The organism is Streptomyces sp. NBC_01454 (assembly GCF_036227565.1).
GTDB lineage: Bacteria > Actinomycetota > Actinomycetes > Streptomycetales > Streptomycetaceae > Streptomyces.
In genome coordinates, this window is sequence record NZ_CP109460.1 from 3,913,083 (window position 1) to 3,928,870 (window position 15,788).

General features: G+C 70.0%; 14 protein-coding genes and 1 pseudogene. 9 read left to right on the top strand and 6 right to left on the bottom strand.

The window, feature by feature from the left end; translation table 11 throughout:
- The first annotated feature begins 5 nt into the window (after positions 1–5).
- From tgmB to OIU81_RS17285, 3 genes are all read left to right on the top strand, one after another.
- The gene (gene tgmB / locus OIU81_RS17275; RefSeq protein ID WP_329148840.1) at positions 6–971 is read left to right on the top strand and encodes an ATP-grasp ribosomal peptide maturase; all 966 of its coding nucleotides are present in this window, start codon (positions 6–8) and stop codon (positions 969–971) included.
- On the top strand, positions 968–2,152 hold the full coding sequence (locus OIU81_RS17280; RefSeq protein WP_329148842.1) for a methyltransferase domain-containing protein: 1,185 nt from the start codon (positions 968–970) through the stop codon (positions 2,150–2,152). The genes tgmB and OIU81_RS17280 overlap by 4 nt, the downstream gene beginning before the upstream one ends.
- An 85-nt stretch (positions 2,153–2,237) precedes the next feature.
- Positions 2,238–2,504 (top strand): hypothetical protein, encoded by a 267-nt coding sequence (locus tag OIU81_RS17285; protein WP_329148844.1) that lies wholly within the window; start codon positions 2,238–2,240, stop codon positions 2,502–2,504.
- Positions 2,505–2,733: 229 nt separating this feature from the next.
- On the opposite strand, the gene OIU81_RS17290 is transcribed toward OIU81_RS17285, so the two are convergent.
- Entirely contained in the window at positions 2,734–3,003 is a 270-nt protein-coding gene (locus OIU81_RS17290; protein WP_329148847.1) for a GntR family transcriptional regulator, read from the bottom strand.
- A 183-nt stretch (positions 3,004–3,186) separates the two neighbouring features.
- On the opposite strand from OIU81_RS17290, the gene OIU81_RS17295 reads away from it, so the two are divergent.
- Positions 3,187–3,507 (top strand): hypothetical protein, encoded by a 321-nt coding sequence (locus OIU81_RS17295; protein WP_329148848.1) that lies wholly within the window; start codon positions 3,187–3,189, stop codon positions 3,505–3,507.
- Positions 3,508–3,850: 343 nt separating this feature from the next.
- Here the strand turns inward: OIU81_RS17295 and OIU81_RS17300 are convergent.
- Positions 3,851–4,075 (bottom strand): annotated as a pseudogene (locus OIU81_RS17300) (fatty acid--CoA ligase); the annotation flags it as partial.
- A 319-nt stretch (positions 4,076–4,394) separates the two neighbouring features.
- On the opposite strand from OIU81_RS17300, the gene OIU81_RS17305 reads away from it, so the two are divergent.
- Positions 4,395–4,634, top strand: a complete 240-nt coding sequence (locus OIU81_RS17305) for a hypothetical protein (protein ID WP_329148850.1) — start codon at positions 4,395–4,397, stop codon at positions 4,632–4,634.
- Between the two features lie 96 nt (positions 4,635–4,730).
- Here the strand turns inward: OIU81_RS17305 and OIU81_RS17310 are convergent, their stop codons facing one another.
- The gene (locus OIU81_RS17310; protein ID WP_329148852.1) at positions 4,731–6,605 is read right to left on the bottom strand and encodes a SpoIIE family protein phosphatase; all 1,875 of its coding nucleotides are present in this window, start codon (positions 6,603–6,605) and stop codon (positions 4,731–4,733) included.
- A 125-nt stretch (positions 6,606–6,730) separates the two neighbouring features.
- Between OIU81_RS17310 and OIU81_RS17315 the strand changes: the two genes are divergently transcribed.
- Complete coding sequence (locus tag OIU81_RS17315; RefSeq protein WP_443074001.1) at positions 6,731–11,311, top strand: HAMP domain-containing protein; 4,581 nt, start codon at positions 6,731–6,733, stop codon at positions 11,309–11,311.
- Complete coding sequence (locus OIU81_RS17320) at positions 11,308–12,162, top strand: response regulator (RefSeq protein WP_329148854.1); 855 nt, start codon at positions 11,308–11,310, stop codon at positions 12,160–12,162. Before OIU81_RS17315 ends, OIU81_RS17320 begins: the two co-directional genes overlap by 4 nt.
- 41 nt (positions 12,163–12,203) lie before the next feature.
- Here the strand turns inward: OIU81_RS17320 and OIU81_RS17325 are convergent, their stop codons facing one another.
- Together OIU81_RS17325 and OIU81_RS17330 are read right to left on the bottom strand one after the other, a co-directional pair.
- A complete protein-coding gene (locus OIU81_RS17325; protein ID WP_329148855.1) occupies positions 12,204–13,199 on the bottom strand; it encodes a helix-turn-helix domain-containing protein in 996 nt (331 codons plus the stop codon).
- A gap of 304 nt (positions 13,200–13,503) precedes the next feature.
- Positions 13,504–13,917: an ATP-binding protein gene (locus tag OIU81_RS17330; protein ID WP_329148858.1), complete on the bottom strand. Its 414-nt coding sequence runs from the start codon at positions 13,915–13,917 to the stop codon at positions 13,504–13,506.
- Between the two features lie 112 nt (positions 13,918–14,029).
- Here OIU81_RS17330 and OIU81_RS17335 point away from each other — a divergent pair, with 112 nt between their 5' ends.
- Both OIU81_RS17335 and OIU81_RS17340 read left to right on the top strand, forming a co-directional pair.
- On the top strand, positions 14,030–14,878 hold the full coding sequence (locus OIU81_RS17335) for a helix-turn-helix domain-containing protein (protein WP_329148860.1): 849 nt from the start codon (positions 14,030–14,032) through the stop codon (positions 14,876–14,878).
- Positions 14,875–15,087: a DUF397 domain-containing protein gene (locus OIU81_RS17340; RefSeq protein WP_329148862.1), complete on the top strand. Its 213-nt coding sequence runs from the start codon at positions 14,875–14,877 to the stop codon at positions 15,085–15,087. Before OIU81_RS17335 ends, OIU81_RS17340 begins: the two co-directional genes overlap by 4 nt.
- 19 nt (positions 15,088–15,106) lie before the next feature.
- Here OIU81_RS17340 and OIU81_RS17345 read toward each other — a convergent pair whose 3' ends face one another.
- Positions 15,107–15,640, bottom strand: coding sequence for a SigE family RNA polymerase sigma factor (locus OIU81_RS17345; protein WP_329148865.1), 534 nt, complete (start codon positions 15,638–15,640; stop codon positions 15,107–15,109).
- Positions 15,641–15,788: the final 148 nt, after the last annotated feature.

The following is a 15,788-nucleotide window of genomic DNA, read 5'->3' on the forward strand; positions in this document are numbered from 1 at the left end:
CCACCGTGTCCAGCATCCTCGTTGTTGCCGCACGCGAAGACTGGCCAACCGATCGCGTCGTCAAGACGCTGACCGATCGAGGGGCGACCGTCTTCCGCATCGATGCCGCCGACTTCCCCCAAGAGGTCACGCTCGCCGGGTACATCGGCAACGCGCACGGTTGGGGTGGACGACTGCGGACCTCGCAGCGGGAATTGGACCTGGGCGACGTATCGGCCTGCTACTTCCGCGCGCCCAACCCGTTCCGCTTCACGGCCAACATGTCCGAGCCCGAGCGCCGGTTCGCCGCCGCACAGGCACGCGCCGGTTTCGGCGGAATCCTCACGGCGCTCAGCTGCCGATGGGTCAACCACCCATCAGCCATGTCACGCGCCGAGTACAAGCCCGTGCAACTCGCCGCGGCGCGTCTGGCCTGCCTCTCCATCCCGCCCACCCTGATCACCAACAACCCTGATGAAGTACGGGCGTTCGCACGCGACATCCCCGGCCCGATCATCTGCAAGCCGGTCGCATCGCCCGTCTTCATCGAGGGCGACGAACTCAAGACCGTTTACACCCGACGCCTCACCGAGCACGACCTCGACGACCTACGAGGCATCGACACCACGGCCCACCTGTTCCAGGCGTGGGCGGACAAAGCGCATGAAGTGCGCCTGACCGTGGTCGGTGAGCGCATGTTCGCCGCCAAGGTTCACGCCACCAGCCAAAAGGCACACGACGACTGGCGCAGCGACTACAAGTCGCTCAAATACGCGCCTACCGAGGTCCCGCCCGACATCAAAATCAAGGTGTGCGGACTGATGGAAGACCTCGGCCTAAGCTTCGCGGCCCTGGACTTCGTCGTCTCACCGTCGGGTGCGTGGACGTTCTTGGAAGCGAACCCGTGTGGGCAATGGGACTGGATCGAACACGCCACCGGTCTACCCATCGCCGACGCCATCGCCGACGAGCTGCAAGGAGTGATCGCGTGACCAAATCCGCCATCGACGCTGCACGCCCTTACGTGGGTGCTTTGGTCGATGAACTGTCAACGGCGGGCGCCATCCAGATGCCTGCATGGGCCGAGGCGTTCGCCACCGTTCCTCGGCACGCCTTCGTACCGCGCTGGTACGAGCAGGAGACCAACGACAAGGGCATCACGGTCTGGCGCCTGCAACACGCCCTCCACGAGGGTCAGCTCGCGCGCGTCTACCGCGACACCACCCTCGTGACCGCCCTCGACCCCGACACCGCCGAGCAGGTCGAAGAGGGCACGTGGACGGGCATCCCCACGTCGTCGAGCACCCTGCCCAGCCTCATGGCCGGGATGCTGGAAGACCTCGCCGTCGAGGACGGTAACCGCGTCCTCGAAATCGGCACCGGCACCGGCTACAACGCCGCCTTGCTGTGCGCCCGACTCGGCGAACAGTTCGTGTACTCCGTCGATGTCGACGCGACCCTCGTGGACGCCGCGCAACGCCGGCTCTCCTCCATCGGCTACGAGCCACAGCTCGCCCCCGCCGACGGCCGCAACGGCTACCCCACCGGGGACCAGTTCGACCGGGTCATCGCCACCTGCTCAGTGCCCAGCATCCCCGCGCCGTGGATCGAGCAGACCCGCACCGGCGGCGCGATCCTCGCCGACGTGGCCCTCGGGATCGAGGGCGGCCTCGTACGCCTCACCGTCGACGCCGAGCAGCGCGCCGAAGGACAGTTCACGGGCACCAGCGGCCGTTTCATGGCTGCCCGGGGCGACGCCCAGACCTACCCGCGGCGCAAGCGCGCACCGTACGCGCCCGAGGCCGGCACCCGACCCACGAAGGTCACCGCGGCGGACGTCCGGCAGCACTACCCGTTCCGGCTGGTGCTGGCCTTCCATCTGCCCGGCGTCGAATTGGTCTACCACTCCGACGAAGCCACCGGCACCATGTCCGTCCAGCTCCAGCACACCGACGGCTCATGGGCCCGCGTGCCCCTGACCGGCGAGGGCGTCGACACCGTCACGCACGGCGGCGCGGTGGAGATCTGGGAACAGGTCGAGGCAGCGTGGACATGGTGGAACGACGCCGGGCGCCCGGCTCAAGACCACTTCGGCTACGCGCGCGAGCCTGACGGACACGCCTCCGTATGGCACATCCCGGACGGCCGCCGCTGGAACATCGGCGTCCAGTAGTCCCACAGGCTGTGTCGCCCCGACGACCGTTGCACCGGTCGTCGGGGCAGTACGTCACCAGCTCATCCGAGGACCCGATAACGCAATGCGTGACCTTATCGCCTGCCTGTGGATCTGGTCAGGGGAGCCGCTGCGCCGTGCCCTACGTGCCGCGTATCAGCACGTGCACGACTGGTTCACCCCTCCTCCGCCACCACCACAGGCCCCCGTGATCCAGCCGGCCCCGGCCTACCGCCGCGACCCCCGATCCCACCTCCGCGACCCCCGCGAGTTCGTCAACGGCGACGTGCTCGACCTCGTGCCCGCCTACTACCGCAAGCACGAGGCGACCCTCACCGCAGCCACCGGCTAAGCAACACGCCCCACAGAACAGAGCACATGGCCACCGTCAAATTCTGCTCCACCTGCAACGGACAGAAGCAGGTTCAGACCATGCAAAGAGGCAAGGTCGTCGTCATTCGGTGCCGCGACTGTCGAGGAAGCGGCTACCAGACCACCAAGTGACCCCAACCGCCTGCAACCGCACGAACCGCCCGCCGCGCACCTGAGCGCGGCGGGCAACTGCTACCCGGCGCGACTTCTCACTCGCCCGCGGCAGGCTCGCCCGGCTGGTGCTCGGCCACGTAGGACCCTCGCCCCCACTCGGTCACGATGACCCCGCGCTCCCGTAGCACCCGCACCGCGCGGCGCGCCGTCTCCCGGGCTACGCCGTGTCGCTCGCACAGCTCGGACTCTGACGGGATGCGCTCTCCGGGCTTGATGACGCCCGCCTTGATATCGGCCGTAAGGGCCTCCAACACCCGCATGTACGGCGCACGCGCGCTATGTGGATGGCTCGGGCTCTCAGGCATGGGGAGAGCGTAGACAACTCGCCATTCTCGGGCGAGTTAGACAGGCAGATGAGTTAGACAGGTAGACGAGTTAGACGTGTTGTCTTACCGTCGTCTGGAACGCGAAAACAGAACGCCCCGAGCAGACCGATTAGGCCCGGTCCGCTCGGGGCTCGCCGACAGCTAGTAGGAGCTGAACGACGTATGCGCGATGCTATCGCCCGCGCCCTTACATGGGTGCTCACCGTCCTCCCCTGGACCCGCCGCCCTGCGCCCGGACGCCACTCCGCCGCCCACTTCGCCCAGCAGGCCGCATACGAGCCTGTGAGCGTCAACCCGTGGCGGAAGCCATGGCGGGGACCGAGCGCCGCAACAGTCCGCGAGATCTTCCACGCTGAGGAAGTCCGATCACTCACACCAGAGCAGCGCGAACGCTGGTGGGCCGCCGCATTCTCGGCGATCGATGTCGACTACGACTTCCCCACGATCAACATCACCGGAGCCCATCGGACGGTGTCAGCATGACCGCCGTCTGCCTGCTCTGCACCCGCGAGACAGTCGCCCCCGTAGCCGTGGGGCACATCGAGCGAGTAAGCGGCCCCGGAGTGACGCTGTACGCCTGCCCCGACTGCGCGCCCCACTTCAGGCCCGGCCCCCTCCCCGCCGAAGTGGCCCGACCCCGGCGCGGCTGACTCGCCGCGACGCCCTGCCCGCCCCGCCCGGAGCATCCGGGCGGGGCTTTGTCGTCCTTCGGGCATGCCATGCCCTTACGGCAACAGACCGAGGCCCCGGCACCAGTCCAACGGTGCCGGGGCCTCGCCTCACCCCTCGCCCACATTTCCGCAGGTCACAGCCTGAGTGTTTTACCTGCACTGCTGCACATCAGGGTGCCGACGCGTTCCTCGTCGGCCACGGACAGCTGCTCGCGCAGCGCGTGGGCCAGCCGGGCGGCCCGGCGGCCGATCTCGGCGAAGGTGCGGCGGTGCGGGTCCCCCTCGGTCCAGGTGACGACCTGCGACTGACCGTGAACCGTCGATCCGTGGGCCAGGATTCGCGAGACGGTGAGCGGTACGTCCTGCATCGTGCTGAGCACCGGGTGCCTCCGCTTTATTACGGGCGGTTAGTGGTGCTGCGATTGTCATCGCATACCAATCGGTATGTCACGCCCTCCGGGGTGTGTTCTTGCCCGCTCATGCCCGGATACGGCCACGGCCGGGCCGCGTGCCCCGCCCCGGCCGCCCTCGCGCGCGCAGGTACGAGCCGGGTCAACCCGCCGGGCTGCCGGGCCGCCCCTTTCACCCGCAGGGAGGGCCCTTACGGCACGTTGCTTGTGCCGTCTGCGCGCCCCGCAGCACGCTGACGATCACCCGGAACCCCGGTCACTCGTTTTCCTCTTCTGACAGGAGCGTCCCATGCGCCCCCACCTCGGCCGTTGCCTCGTCCTTGCCGCCCTGGGCGGGGTCGGTGCGCTCGCCTGCGGCACCGCGCAGGCGGCCCCGCAGACCGCACCGGCCCCGCGTCCGGCAGGCGACGGCCCCTCGGCCGTCCGCCCGTTGTTCGCCGGGCAGTTCGACCCCGTCGCCGGGAGCGGCGGCGGGGTGCTCGCCGGTGGCGGCAGGCCGGTGGCCCTCAAGGCCGACGGCCGGCGCTGATACCGCGGCACCGGCCACCGCCCGCCGTGAGGTCCGGGCGGTCGCGCGCCGGCCGGCCTCACGGGTGCCGGTCGGCCTCACGGGTGCCGGCCGGCCTCACGGGTGCCGGTCGGCCGCCGGGGTCACCGCCTGCAGGACCAGCACCGACAGATCGTCCTCGACCGGGCCGGTGCCGAAGTCGTGCGCGGCGCGCCGGACGTGCTCGGCGAGGGCCTTGGCGCCCAGCCCCATGCCGTCCCGCAGCACTTCCATCAGACCGTCGTTGTCGTCCAACTGCCAGTTGCCGCTGCGGCGTTCGGTGACCCCGTCGGTGACGCACAACAGCGTCTCGCCCGGTGCGAGGGTGAAGGTGTTGGCCTGGAATTCGGTGCCCTCGTCGATGCCCAGCAGCATCTGCGGCTCGGAGGCCGATTCGACGGTGCCGTCGACGAACATGTGCAGCGGTGGCGGGTGGCCGGCCGTGGCGACCGTGCAGCGGGCCCCGGGCACGCCCGGCTCGACCTCCAGCTCGCCGTACAGCAGGCTCAGAAAGCGGGAGGAGGCCTGCTCGCCGCCCAGCTCCACCGCCTCGGCGCTCTCCTCCGCCATGGCCAGATTCAGCCGGCTGAGCACCGACTCGACGCCGTGTCCCTCCCGGGCCAGCAGCCGCACCAGGTGGCGGGCCAGGCCGGTGACGGACATCGCCTCCGGGTCCTTGCCCTGGACGTCGCCGAGCAGGAAGCACCAGCGGCGGTCGCCCATCGGGAAGACGTCGTAGAAGTCACCGCCGACGGTCTGACCCTCCCCGTGCGGCTCATAGACGATCGCCGTGTCGACGCCGACGATGCTGGCGAGCGACGCGGGCAGCTGCCGGCGCTGGAGCGCCAGGCTGATCGTGGTCTGCCGGGTGTACTGGCGGGCGGTGTACACGGCCTGCGCGACCCGGCGTGCCACGTCCTCGACCATCCGCACCACGGTGTCGGTCATCTGCAGGTGCCCGGCGCGGCCGAGCAGCAGTACGCCCTGCTCGGCGTCGCGGGCGACGAGGGGAAAGGCGAGCGCCGAGCCGCCCGTGGAGGCCGCGCCGGCGCTTTCCGGCCAGGGCCAGGGGATGCCGGCGGTGCGGACGGCCTCGGTCGGCGGATCGCTGCGCTCCAGGTCGTCGCGGAGCGGGGTGATCCGCCGCTCGTCGACGTGCCAGACCCGGGACAGCTCCATGCCGCCGCCCTCGGTGGTCAGCCAGATCGCGCACCAGTCGGCGAGCCGGGGCACCAGCAGCTGGGCGGCGAGCGCGGTGACCATCTCCTGGTCCAGCTGCCCGGCCAGCAGCTCGCTGGTCTCGGCGAGGAAGGACGGGCCGCCGCGGTCGGCCCATTCGGCGGCGAACCCGGGCCGGCGGGCAGGCTCCCGCATCGTGTGCGCCGGCGGCCCGGGCGGCTCGGAGCGGCGGCTGTCGAGCTGCGGCGAGGGGCTCCCGGCGGTTCCGGCCTCGCCCGCGGTGGCCTCCAGGCGGAACCAGACGGTCTTGACGGCATGGCGGTAGGTCACGCCCCAGGACTCCGCCAGTGCGCTCACCAGCTGGAGCCCGTATCCCGGCTCTCCACTGCGGGCGTCCACCCCGCCGCGTACCCCCCGGGAGGGGTGGCGGTCGGAGACCTCCATGACGACGCCGACCCTGGCCCGGCCCGCCCACTCCCCGCCGCCCTCCTCGCCGGGGGGCGGGCCGTACTCCAGGCGGCAGGTCACATCGATATCGGTCCCGGCGTACATCACGGCGTTGGTGACGAGCTCGCTGGTCAGCAGCACGGCGTCGTGGATCAGCTCCTGGCTGATCGCCGCCGCCCCGCGCCCGGCCGTGGCGGGTGGCGCGGCCGCCCGTTCGGAGAGCAGCGCCCGCACGAACTTGCGCGCGCCGGCCGCCGCAAGCTGGTTGGCGGGCAGGTCTTTCCGGGAGACGGTTTCCGTCGTGGGCGGGGAGGACAGCGAGGTCACTGCACCCCCTGGAGACGCCGGGAAAATACATCTACGGGCGCTTTATACTATGTCATACCTGCCCAAATTGATCACTCTGCCCGATCGGATCTTCTCCATATCGATCATTGGGGGGATGGTGTGTCATGGCCCTCGACCCGCCCCGGCGCGAGGCTGCTCCGCAACCCGCGGATCCCCCTGCGCCCACGCGGCCCGCCGAGGCCGACGGGAGCGCGCCGGCCACCGCGGACTCCGAGAGCCCCCAGCCCCCGGCGACGCCCGGGACCGCACGGCCCGAACAGGCCGACCAGCACCCCGACCGGACCTCGCACGACGGGCAATGGGTGCGCACCAGTGAACTGCGGCCGCTGCTCGCGGCGATGAATGCGCTGCGCGACGGGGACTTCACCACCCGTGTCCCCAGTCCGCCCGACGGCGGCTCCCCGGACGGCGTGCTGGCCGACATGATCGGCGTCCTCAACCAGATCATCGCCCGTAACGCCCATCTCTCCTCCGAGCTGCAGCGCGTACGGGGCGAGGTCATCCGGCAGGGCCGGCTGGACGAGCGGATCTCCGCGAGCCCCGGCCAGGGGGCCTGGACGACGAACATCGACGCGGCGAACACCGTGCTGGAGGCGCTGGTGGTCCCGCTCGCCAAGGCCACCCGGGTGCTGGACGCGGTGGCCGACGGCGATCTGACCCAGCGCGTCGATCTGCACGACGGCAACCGCCAGCTCCGCGGCGATCTGCGCCGGCTGGGCAGCGGCGTGAACCGCATGGTCGACCAGCTCTCGCTGTTCACCGGCGAGGTCACCCGGGTCGCCCGCGAGGTGGGCACCGAGGGACGGCTGGGCGGCCGGGCCAAGGTCCAGGGGCTCTCCGGCGACTGGCTCCATGTGACCGAGGCGGTCAACACCATGGCGTCGCGGCTGACGGCGCAGGTGCGCGACATCGCGGTGGTCACGACGGCGGTGGCCACCGGCGACCTGACCCAGCAGGTGACGGTGGAGGCCACCGGCGAGCTGCTGGAGCTGAAGCTGACCGTCAACAAGATGGTGGATCAGCTGCGGGCGTTCGCCGACGAGGTGACCCGGGTGGCCCGCGAGGTCGGCACCGAGGGCCAGCTCGGTGGCCGCGCGCAGGTCAGGGGCGTCTCCGGGGTCTGGAAGGACCTCACCGACAACGTCAACTTCATGGCGTCCAACCTGACCTGGCAGGTCCGCAACATCGCCCAGGTGACGACGGCGGTGGCCACCGGCGACCTGAGCCAGAAGATCACCGTGGATGCCCGGGGCGAGATCCTCGAACTGAAGTCGACGATCAACACGATGGTCGACCAGCTCTCCGCCTTCGCCGACGAGGTCACCCGCGTGGCCCGCGAGGTCGGCACCGAGGGCCAGCTGGGCGGCCGCGCGCAGGTCAGGGGCGTATCCGGGGTCTGGCGCGACCTCACGGAGAGCGTCAATTTCATGGCCGACAACCTGACCTCGCAGGTCCGCAACATCGCCCTGGTCGCCACCGCCGTCGCGCAGGGCGACCTCGGCAAGACGATCACCGTCGAGGCCAAGGGCGAGATCCTCGAACTGAAGACGACGATCAACACGATGGTCGACCAGCTCTCCGCCTTCGCCGACGAGGTCACCCGCGTGGCCCGCGAGGTCGGCACCGAAGGAAACCTCGGCGGTCAGGCGCAGGTCAGGGACGTCTCCGGGGTCTGGAAGGACCTCACCGACAACGTCAACTTCATGGCGCTCAACCTGACCTCCCAGGTCCGCAACATCGCCCAGGTGACCACCTCGGTGGCCAACGGCGACCTGTCGAAGAAGATCGATGTCGATGCCCGCGGCGAGATCCTGGAGCTGAAGGACACCGTCAACACGATGGTCCAGCAGCTGCGGGCGTTCGCCGACGAGGTGACCCGGGTGGCCCGCGAGGTCGGCACCGAGGGACGGCTCGGCGGCCGCGCGCAGGTGCACGGCGTCTCCGGCGTCTGGAAGAACCTCACCGACAACGTCAACTCCATGGCCGACAACCTGACCTCCCAGGTCCGCAACATCGCCCAGGTCGCCACCGCCGTCGCCAAGGGCGACCTGTCGAAGAAGATCGACGTCGACGCCCGCGGCGAGATCCTCGAACTGAAGACGACGATCAACACGATGGTCGACACCCTGTCGTCGTTCTCGTCCGAGGTGACCCGAGTGGCCCGAGAGGTCGGCAGCGAGGGCCAGTTGGGCGGCCAGGCCCGGGTCGAGGGCGTCTACGGCACCTGGAAGCGGCTGACCACCAGCGTCAACGAGCTGGCGCTGAACCTGACGACGCAGGTCCGCGCGATCGCCGAGGTGGCCAGCGCCGTCACCCAGGGCGACATGTCCGGCTCGATCACCGTGGACGCCCAGGGCGAGGTCGCCGCCCTGAAGAACAACATCAACCTGATGGTCGCCAACCTCCGCGAGACCACCCGCGCCAAGGACTGGCTGGAGTCCAACCTGGCCCGTATCGCCAGCCTGATGCAGGGCCACCGCGACCTCGTCGAGGTCGCCGATCTGATCCTGCGCGAGCTGACCCCGCTGGTGAACGCGCAGTTCGGCGCGTTCTTCCTGGCCGAGGCGGGCGCCGAGCCCGGCGAGGGGCTGGAGCTGATCGCCGGCTACGGCACCGGCCAGCCCGAGGGCCGCCGCTCCCTGCCGCGGCTGCGGCTGGGCACCCCCGGCTGGGGCCTGATCACCCAGGCCGCCATGGAGAAGAAGCGCATCGTCGTCGAGGCCGTCCCGCCCGACTACATCACCATCAGCTCCGGACTCGGCGCCGCGGCCCCCGCCAGCATCGTCATCCTCCCCATCCTCTTCGAGGACCAGGTGCTGGGCGTCATCGAGCTGGCGTCGTTCAGCCGGTTCAGCGAGGTCCATCTCGCCTTCATCGACCAGTTCGTGAACACCATCGGCGTCTCGATCAACACCATCATCGCCAACGCCCGGACGGAATCCCTGCTTTCGGAGTCCCAGCGCCTGACCGCCGAGCTCCGCCAGCGCTCCGACGAACTCCAGCTGACGAACGCCGAGTTGGAGGAGAAGGCGGCACTGCTGGCCACCTCCTCGCAGTACAAGTCGGAGTTCCTGGCGAATATGTCGCACGAGCTGCGCACCCCGCTGAACTCCCTGCTGGTGCTCTCCCGGCTCCTCGCCGACAACCCCGAGGGCCGGCTCGCCCCACAGGAAGTGGAGTTCGCCATCACCATCCACCGTGCGGGCGCCGACCTCCTCCAGCTCATCAACGACATCCTCGATCTGTCGAAGATCGAGGCCGGCCGGATGGACGTCCACCCCAAGAACCTGCCGCTGATCAAACTCCTCGACTACGTCCGGGCCACCTTCAAGCCGCTCACCCTCGACCGCGGCCTGACCTTCGACGTCAAGGTCGGCGAGAACGTCCCCAAGGAGCTCTTCTCCGACGAACAGCGCCTCCAGCAGATCCTGCGCAACCTGCTGTCCAACGCCGTGAAGTTCACCTCCTCCGGCAGCGTGGAACTCATCGTCCAGCGGGTGTCGGGCGCGGACTTCGAAGAGGAATCGCTGCGCACCGCCGACGACGTCATCGCGCTCTCCGTCAAGGACACCGGCATCGGCATCTCGCCGGAGAAACTCGACGCCATCTTCGAGGCGTTCCAGCAGTCCGACGGCACCACCAACCGCAAATACGGCGGCACCGGTCTCGGCCTCTCCATCAGCCGCGACATGGCCGGGCTGCTGGGCGGCCGGATCATCGCCGAGAGCGAGCCGGGCACCGGTTCGACCTTCACCCTGTACGTGCCCGCGCGCTACACCGGCCCCTCCGCCGCCACGGGCTCCACCGCCGGGCCCCTCACCGCGGAGGGCCCCGCCCCGGCAGGCCTCACCCCGGCCGCCCGGCCCGCGCTGGGCGAGCAGCGCACGTCCGCGCCCGCGGAGCTGGAGAGTACGACGCGCGGGGACCTCTTCCGCAGCCAGGAGGACCAGGAGCCGGCGGCCCCGGCGACCGCTCCCTCCGCCGAAGGCGACGCCGTGACCTGGCCCGAGACCACCCGCCTCAAGGACTGGCTCAGCGGACGCCCCGGCGAGGTGCTGGCCGACCGCCGCATCCTCATCGTCGACGACGACATCCGCAATGTCTTCGCCCTCACGCACGTACTCGGCCGGGTCGGCATCAGCGTGAAGTACGCCGAGAACGGTCGCGAGGGGCTGGAGGTCCTCGACCGGACGCCGGATGTCTCGCTGGTGCTGATGGACATCATGATGCCCGAAATGGACGGCTACGAGATGATCGCGGCCATCCGTCAGGCCCCCCGGTTCGCGGACCTCCCGGTCATCGCGCTCACCGCGAAGGCCATGCCGGGCGACCGCGAAAAGGCGATCGAGAGCGGGGCGAACGACTACATCCCCAAACCGGTGGACGTGGACCGGCTGCTGGCGGTGATCTGCCGCCTCCTGGACCCGCAGAACGGGGGGCCGGTGCCGCGGCCGGGGCCAGGGACCGACGGTGACGGTGACGGTGACGGGGGCATCGACGCCGGCGGGGGCTCCGACGCCGAGGGGGGCACCGACGCCGGCGATGGCGCGAGCCCGGACGCAGGCCGGGAAGCAGACCATGACTCGGACCGCGACGCAGACCGTGACTCCGGCCGTGACTCCGGCCGTGATCCAGACGGGGACACGGGCCAGGACAACCAGGGAACGACGGGGGAGCACTCATGACGACCGCTCCGGACACCTCACCCAGCATCCTCATCGTCGACGACATGGAGGAAAACCTCGTCGCGCTGGAAGCCGTACTGGGTTCCCTCACCCAGAAGGTGGTGCGCGCACGCTCCGGCGAGGAGGCCCTGAAGGCCATGCTCCGCGAGGAATTCGCGGTCGTCCTCATCGATGTGCTGATGCCGGGCATGAACGGATTCGAGACCGCCGCCAACATCAAGGGCCTGGACCAGACGAAAGACGTCCCGATCATTCTCCTCACCGGCGCCTCCGTCGACCCCAACTACGCCTACCGCGGCTACACGGTCGGCGCCGCCGATTTCCTGATCAAGCCGTTCGACCCCTGGCTGCTGCGCACCAAGGTGAACGTCTTCCTCGACCTCTTCCGCAAGAACCGCCAACTGGCCTCCCAGGCAGAGCAGTTGAGGCGTCTGCTGACCTCGGACGAGAACCCCGCAAGCGAGGGGGCACCACCCCCGGCGCCGCCGACGGTCCCGACAGGCGCGCCCACCCCCGCCGCCCCCACGGTCACGACCTCGACACCGGCGGCGGAGGAACACCCGACGCCACCGGCGCCCGGGACGGCCGGCCAGCAGGCGCACGCCCCGCACCCCGACCTCCCGCCGGTCCCGGGCGCCCCCGAGCCCCCGCCGCCCGGACCGTCCGCAAAGCCTGGCGAGCCGCAGCCCGCGGCCGGCGACGCCTCCCGCCTCGCCGAGATCGCCGGCCAGCTCGCCGAGGTGGAACTCCTCCTGCGCGACGCCAAGGGCTCCGACAAGTCCCGCCTCGCCGACCGCATCGCGGAGCTGGAACAGGCGGTGGGCAGGCTGATGGTGAGCCGGGGGACGTGAGCTGCGGGACGTGACGGGTAAGGCGCCTCCTCTCACCCGTGTCATCGACAGTCGCGGCACAAGCCGGGGCCAGGGGCACGGAAGGCGCGCTCACACCCGTCGCACGTCTGCAGCGGGTCCGGGCGGTCGGACGCCGGAGCGGAGCGGGCGGCGACGGCCGGGAGGGGTGGGGGCAGCCGTTCGTTCAGCCGGTGGGCCAGCAGGGCGGCCGGGTGGTGGAGAGCGTCCGGCAGGTCCGTGACCAGGGCATTGCGCACGGCGTCCGGAGAGGCCCCGCGTTTCAGCCAGACGGCGACAGCCGGTGCGAGGCGGTCCACGTCCCGGGCGGAGAGCAGCAGCCGGGGATCGTCACGACGCAGCCCGGCCAGGAGGTCACCGGCGGGGGTGTCGTGCGCAGGGGCGCGGGGGCGGGGGAGCCGGGCCGGTGGGGGCGGTGGGGGCTGTGGGGACGGTGCGTGCTGTGGTGACGGTGGGGGCTGTGGGGACGGTGGCCCGGTCGGCGCGGCTCGTACGGCGGGTGCGGCGGGTGCGGCTGATGCGGCTCGTACGGCGGGTGCGCAGGCAGGCTCGGGCGCGGGAGCGGGAGCCTGTGCAGGGGCGGCCGGGTGGGGCGGCGGGGCGGTCGCCTGGCGCCGCTTGGCCTCCTCGGCCTCCCCCCGGGCACGGCGGGCGCGGGTGGCCTCCGGGTTGTTGTACGAGATCGTGACCGTGACGAGCTGCCCGCCCTCGGTGCGCCGCCGGATGCGTTCGAGGTATCCGTGCGTCTCCAACTCCCGCAAGGCGGCGGCGATCCGGTCCCGGCCCTCGGGGAACCGCCTGGCGAGCGTACGGATATCGACCGGCGCGCCGTCGGGCAGCGATTGAATGTAGGCGGCCAGCCCGATCGCCAGGCCCGACAGCCCGCGGTGCTGGGTCAGGTGATTGCCGATGATCGTGTAGCCGGGGCGCTGGTACTCGGTGACCTTCTGCACGCCACCGGCGGTCGGCCGAATCGCGTACCGGGTGCGCACAGGCGCATTAAACTGCTTCTCAGCCATCTGGAAGGTACTGCTTCCTCGGTGGTCAGGCCCTCGATCGGGATGCCAGTCCCGGCCGGGGGCCGTCGTATGTGTACGGGTTGCGAGGTTTCTCGGGGTGCTGTTGCCGAGCGTGCCCCGGATCGGTGTGCGGAGGCGAATCTTCCGGTGAGGGATCACTCTGGTGGGTGACGGCCTTACCGTCAGGGCCGGTTGGGGTGGGTTTCTCACCCGGGTTGATGAGGTCTTTTACGGCCCGGCCCATCGGCGCCCGGCACACCGGCGTCCGGCTTTCCGGGCTCCGGTGAACGGGCGGCCGGCCGCCTCACCGGCCCCACATCGGAAGGTCGAATTCCGCCCAGACCGTCTTGCAGGGGAACGGCCCCCGGCACACCCCCCAGCGGTCCGCGAGCGCTTCGACGAGGACCAGACCGTGGCCCGATTCCCGTACGTCCGGCACCTGTAGGGCCGGGAGCCGGTCACCTTGCGCGTCCGTCACCTCGATACGGAGCGCGTCCGCGTCAGACAGCACGGCGAGCCGGAAGTCCCGGCCCGGTACGCACCCGTGCGTGGCGGCATTGGCAGCCAACTCGGCGATGACCTGAGCCGGTCCCTCGAACGGCAGCCCCCATGACCGGAGTTCCTCCGCGGCCAGCAGCCGCGCGAGGCGGGCGCCACGGCGGGTGGCCGACAGCTGGACCCTGAACTGGAGCTTGTACGCGGGGATTTCCTGATTCATGTCACTCAGCGTGGTCGTCCGTGTTTACGCTGAAAAGCGATTCGGCCGGTACGCACGGTGACTGTCCTGGCGTTGTCCAGGAGTGTCCCCGCTGTCCAGGAGGTGGGAGCGGATGAATGTTGACGGAACGGACGAGGCGGGCTGGGAACTCGATCCGGAAGACGAGTCGAGGGCTGTCGTCGAAGCGGTCGGCCGCCAACTCAAGCTCTGGCGGAAGGCCGCGGGCATGCGACCTGCGGAGTTCGCGGCGCTCATGGGGTACGGCGAGAACTTGATCTACAAGATCGAACGGGGTGTGCGTATCCCCCGCTCGGAATACCTCGACAAGGCGGATGAGGTGCTGGGCGCGGCCGGCAAGATCGCCGCAATGAAGGAGGACCTGGAACAGGCCAGGTACCCGAAGAAGGTCCGTGATCTGGCCAAGCTGGAGGCAGAGGCAGTCGAACTCGGCGCCTACAGCAACCACAACCTGCATGGGTTGTTGCAGACGAGGGAGTACACGACGGCCCTGTTCGAGATGCGGCGGCCCGCGTACTCGCAGGACCAGGTGGAGCGGCTCGTGGAAGCCCGCATGGCCCGAGAGGCGATTTTCGAGCGCTCACCGGCGCCAGCGCTCACATTCGTCCAAGAAGAAGTGACCCTACGCCGCCCAGTAGGGGGCAGAATGGTTCTGCGCCGACAGCTCGAACGCCTGTTGGAGGTAGGGCAGTTACGGAACGTCGAAATCCAGGTGATGCCGACCGACCGTGACGACCACGCCGGGATGGGTGGACAGATCCAGGTGCTGAAGTTCAGAGACGGCTCAGTGGTGGGGCGTGATGAAGGCCAGGTCACCAGCCGTCCGATCACCGACCCGAAAGAGATCCGAATCCTTGAGCTGCGCTATGGCATCATCCGGGCCCAGGCTCTGACGCCTCGTGAGTCACTGACCTTCATCGAGAAAGCGCTAGGAGAGACATGACCCTCAAGCCCTCTGCCGGTGACGCTTTTGAGCTGGAGTGGTTCAAGAGCAGCTACAGCCACCAGAGCGACGGCAACGAGTGCATCGAAGTCGCCACCGCCCCCGACACCATCCGCATCCGCGACTCCAAGAATCCCCTCGGCCCGCAGCTGTGCGTCCGGCCGGGTACCTGGGCAGACTTCCTGGCGTACGCCGCCGGAGACCGCTGAGTCCCGCGGCCGCGCACCGTCAGGCGATCATCCCCAGTTCCGGGTCCTCCCGGAGCTTGGCCAGGGCGCGGGAGACGGCGCTCTTGACCGTGCCGATCGAGACCTCCATGACCTCGGCGGTCTGGGCCTCGCTCAGGTCCTCGTAGTACCTGAGCACGACCATGGCCCGCTGGCGGGGCGGCAGTCGCATCACGGCGCGCCACATCGCGTCGCGCAGGCCCTGGAGCTCGGCCGGGTCGGGTGCCGGCAGCGGGTCCGGCTCCGGCATCTCGTCGACGGCGAACTCCTCCACCCTGCGCTTGCGCCACTGGGAGGTGCGGGTGTTGATCAGCGCGCGACGGACGTAGCCGTCCAGGGCGCGGTGGTCCTCGATGCGCTCCCAGGCCATGAAGGTCTTGGTGAGCGCGGTCTGGAGGAGGTCCTCGGCGTCGTTCGGGTTGCCGGACATCGACCGCGCAGCGCGCAGCAGGACCGGCCCCCGGGCCCGTACATAGGACGAGAACGTCGGGAACACAGCGGCGGTTGAGGCGCTTGTGCACACTGGCGTGGTCATGTGAACCACGCTAGAAGCGAGGGTGGGTCCCGCGGATCGCCCCCAGGTGCCGAAGCGCCATCCGCCTCAAGTTGTACGGATGGGCCCCGCCGCACCTCCTTTGGGGGGACGGGCCGGGGCACCTCCCCCCAAGGGAACCCCGACGGGG

Coding starts and splice junctions, on each gene's coding strand:
- OIU81_RS17325 (WP_329148855.1), bottom strand. CDS start 13,199: ATGGCTGAGAAGCAGTTTAATGCGCCTGTGCGCACCCGGTACGCGATT.
- OIU81_RS17330 (WP_329148858.1), bottom strand. CDS start 13,917: ATGAATCAGGAAATCCCCGCGTACAAGCTCCAGTTCAGGGTCCAGCTG.
- OIU81_RS17335 (WP_329148860.1), top strand. CDS start 14,030: ATGAATGTTGACGGAACGGACGAGGCGGGCTGGGAACTCGATCCGGAA.
- OIU81_RS17340 (WP_329148862.1), top strand. CDS start 14,875: ATGACCCTCAAGCCCTCTGCCGGTGACGCTTTTGAGCTGGAGTGGTTC.
- OIU81_RS17285 (WP_329148844.1), top strand. CDS start 2,238: ATGCGTGACCTTATCGCCTGCCTGTGGATCTGGTCAGGGGAGCCGCTG.
- OIU81_RS17320 (WP_329148854.1), top strand. CDS start 11,308: ATGACGACCGCTCCGGACACCTCACCCAGCATCCTCATCGTCGACGAC.
- OIU81_RS17315 (WP_443074001.1), top strand. CDS start 6,731: ATGGCCCTCGACCCGCCCCGGCGCGAGGCTGCTCCGCAACCCGCGGAT.
- OIU81_RS17305 (WP_329148850.1), top strand. CDS start 4,395: ATGCGCCCCCACCTCGGCCGTTGCCTCGTCCTTGCCGCCCTGGGCGGG.
- OIU81_RS17290 (WP_329148847.1), bottom strand. CDS start 3,003: ATGCCTGAGAGCCCGAGCCATCCACATAGCGCGCGTGCGCCGTACATG.
- OIU81_RS17295 (WP_329148848.1), top strand. CDS start 3,187: ATGCGCGATGCTATCGCCCGCGCCCTTACATGGGTGCTCACCGTCCTC.
- OIU81_RS17345 (WP_329148865.1), bottom strand. CDS start 15,640: ATGACCACGCCAGTGTGCACAAGCGCCTCAACCGCCGCTGTGTTCCCG.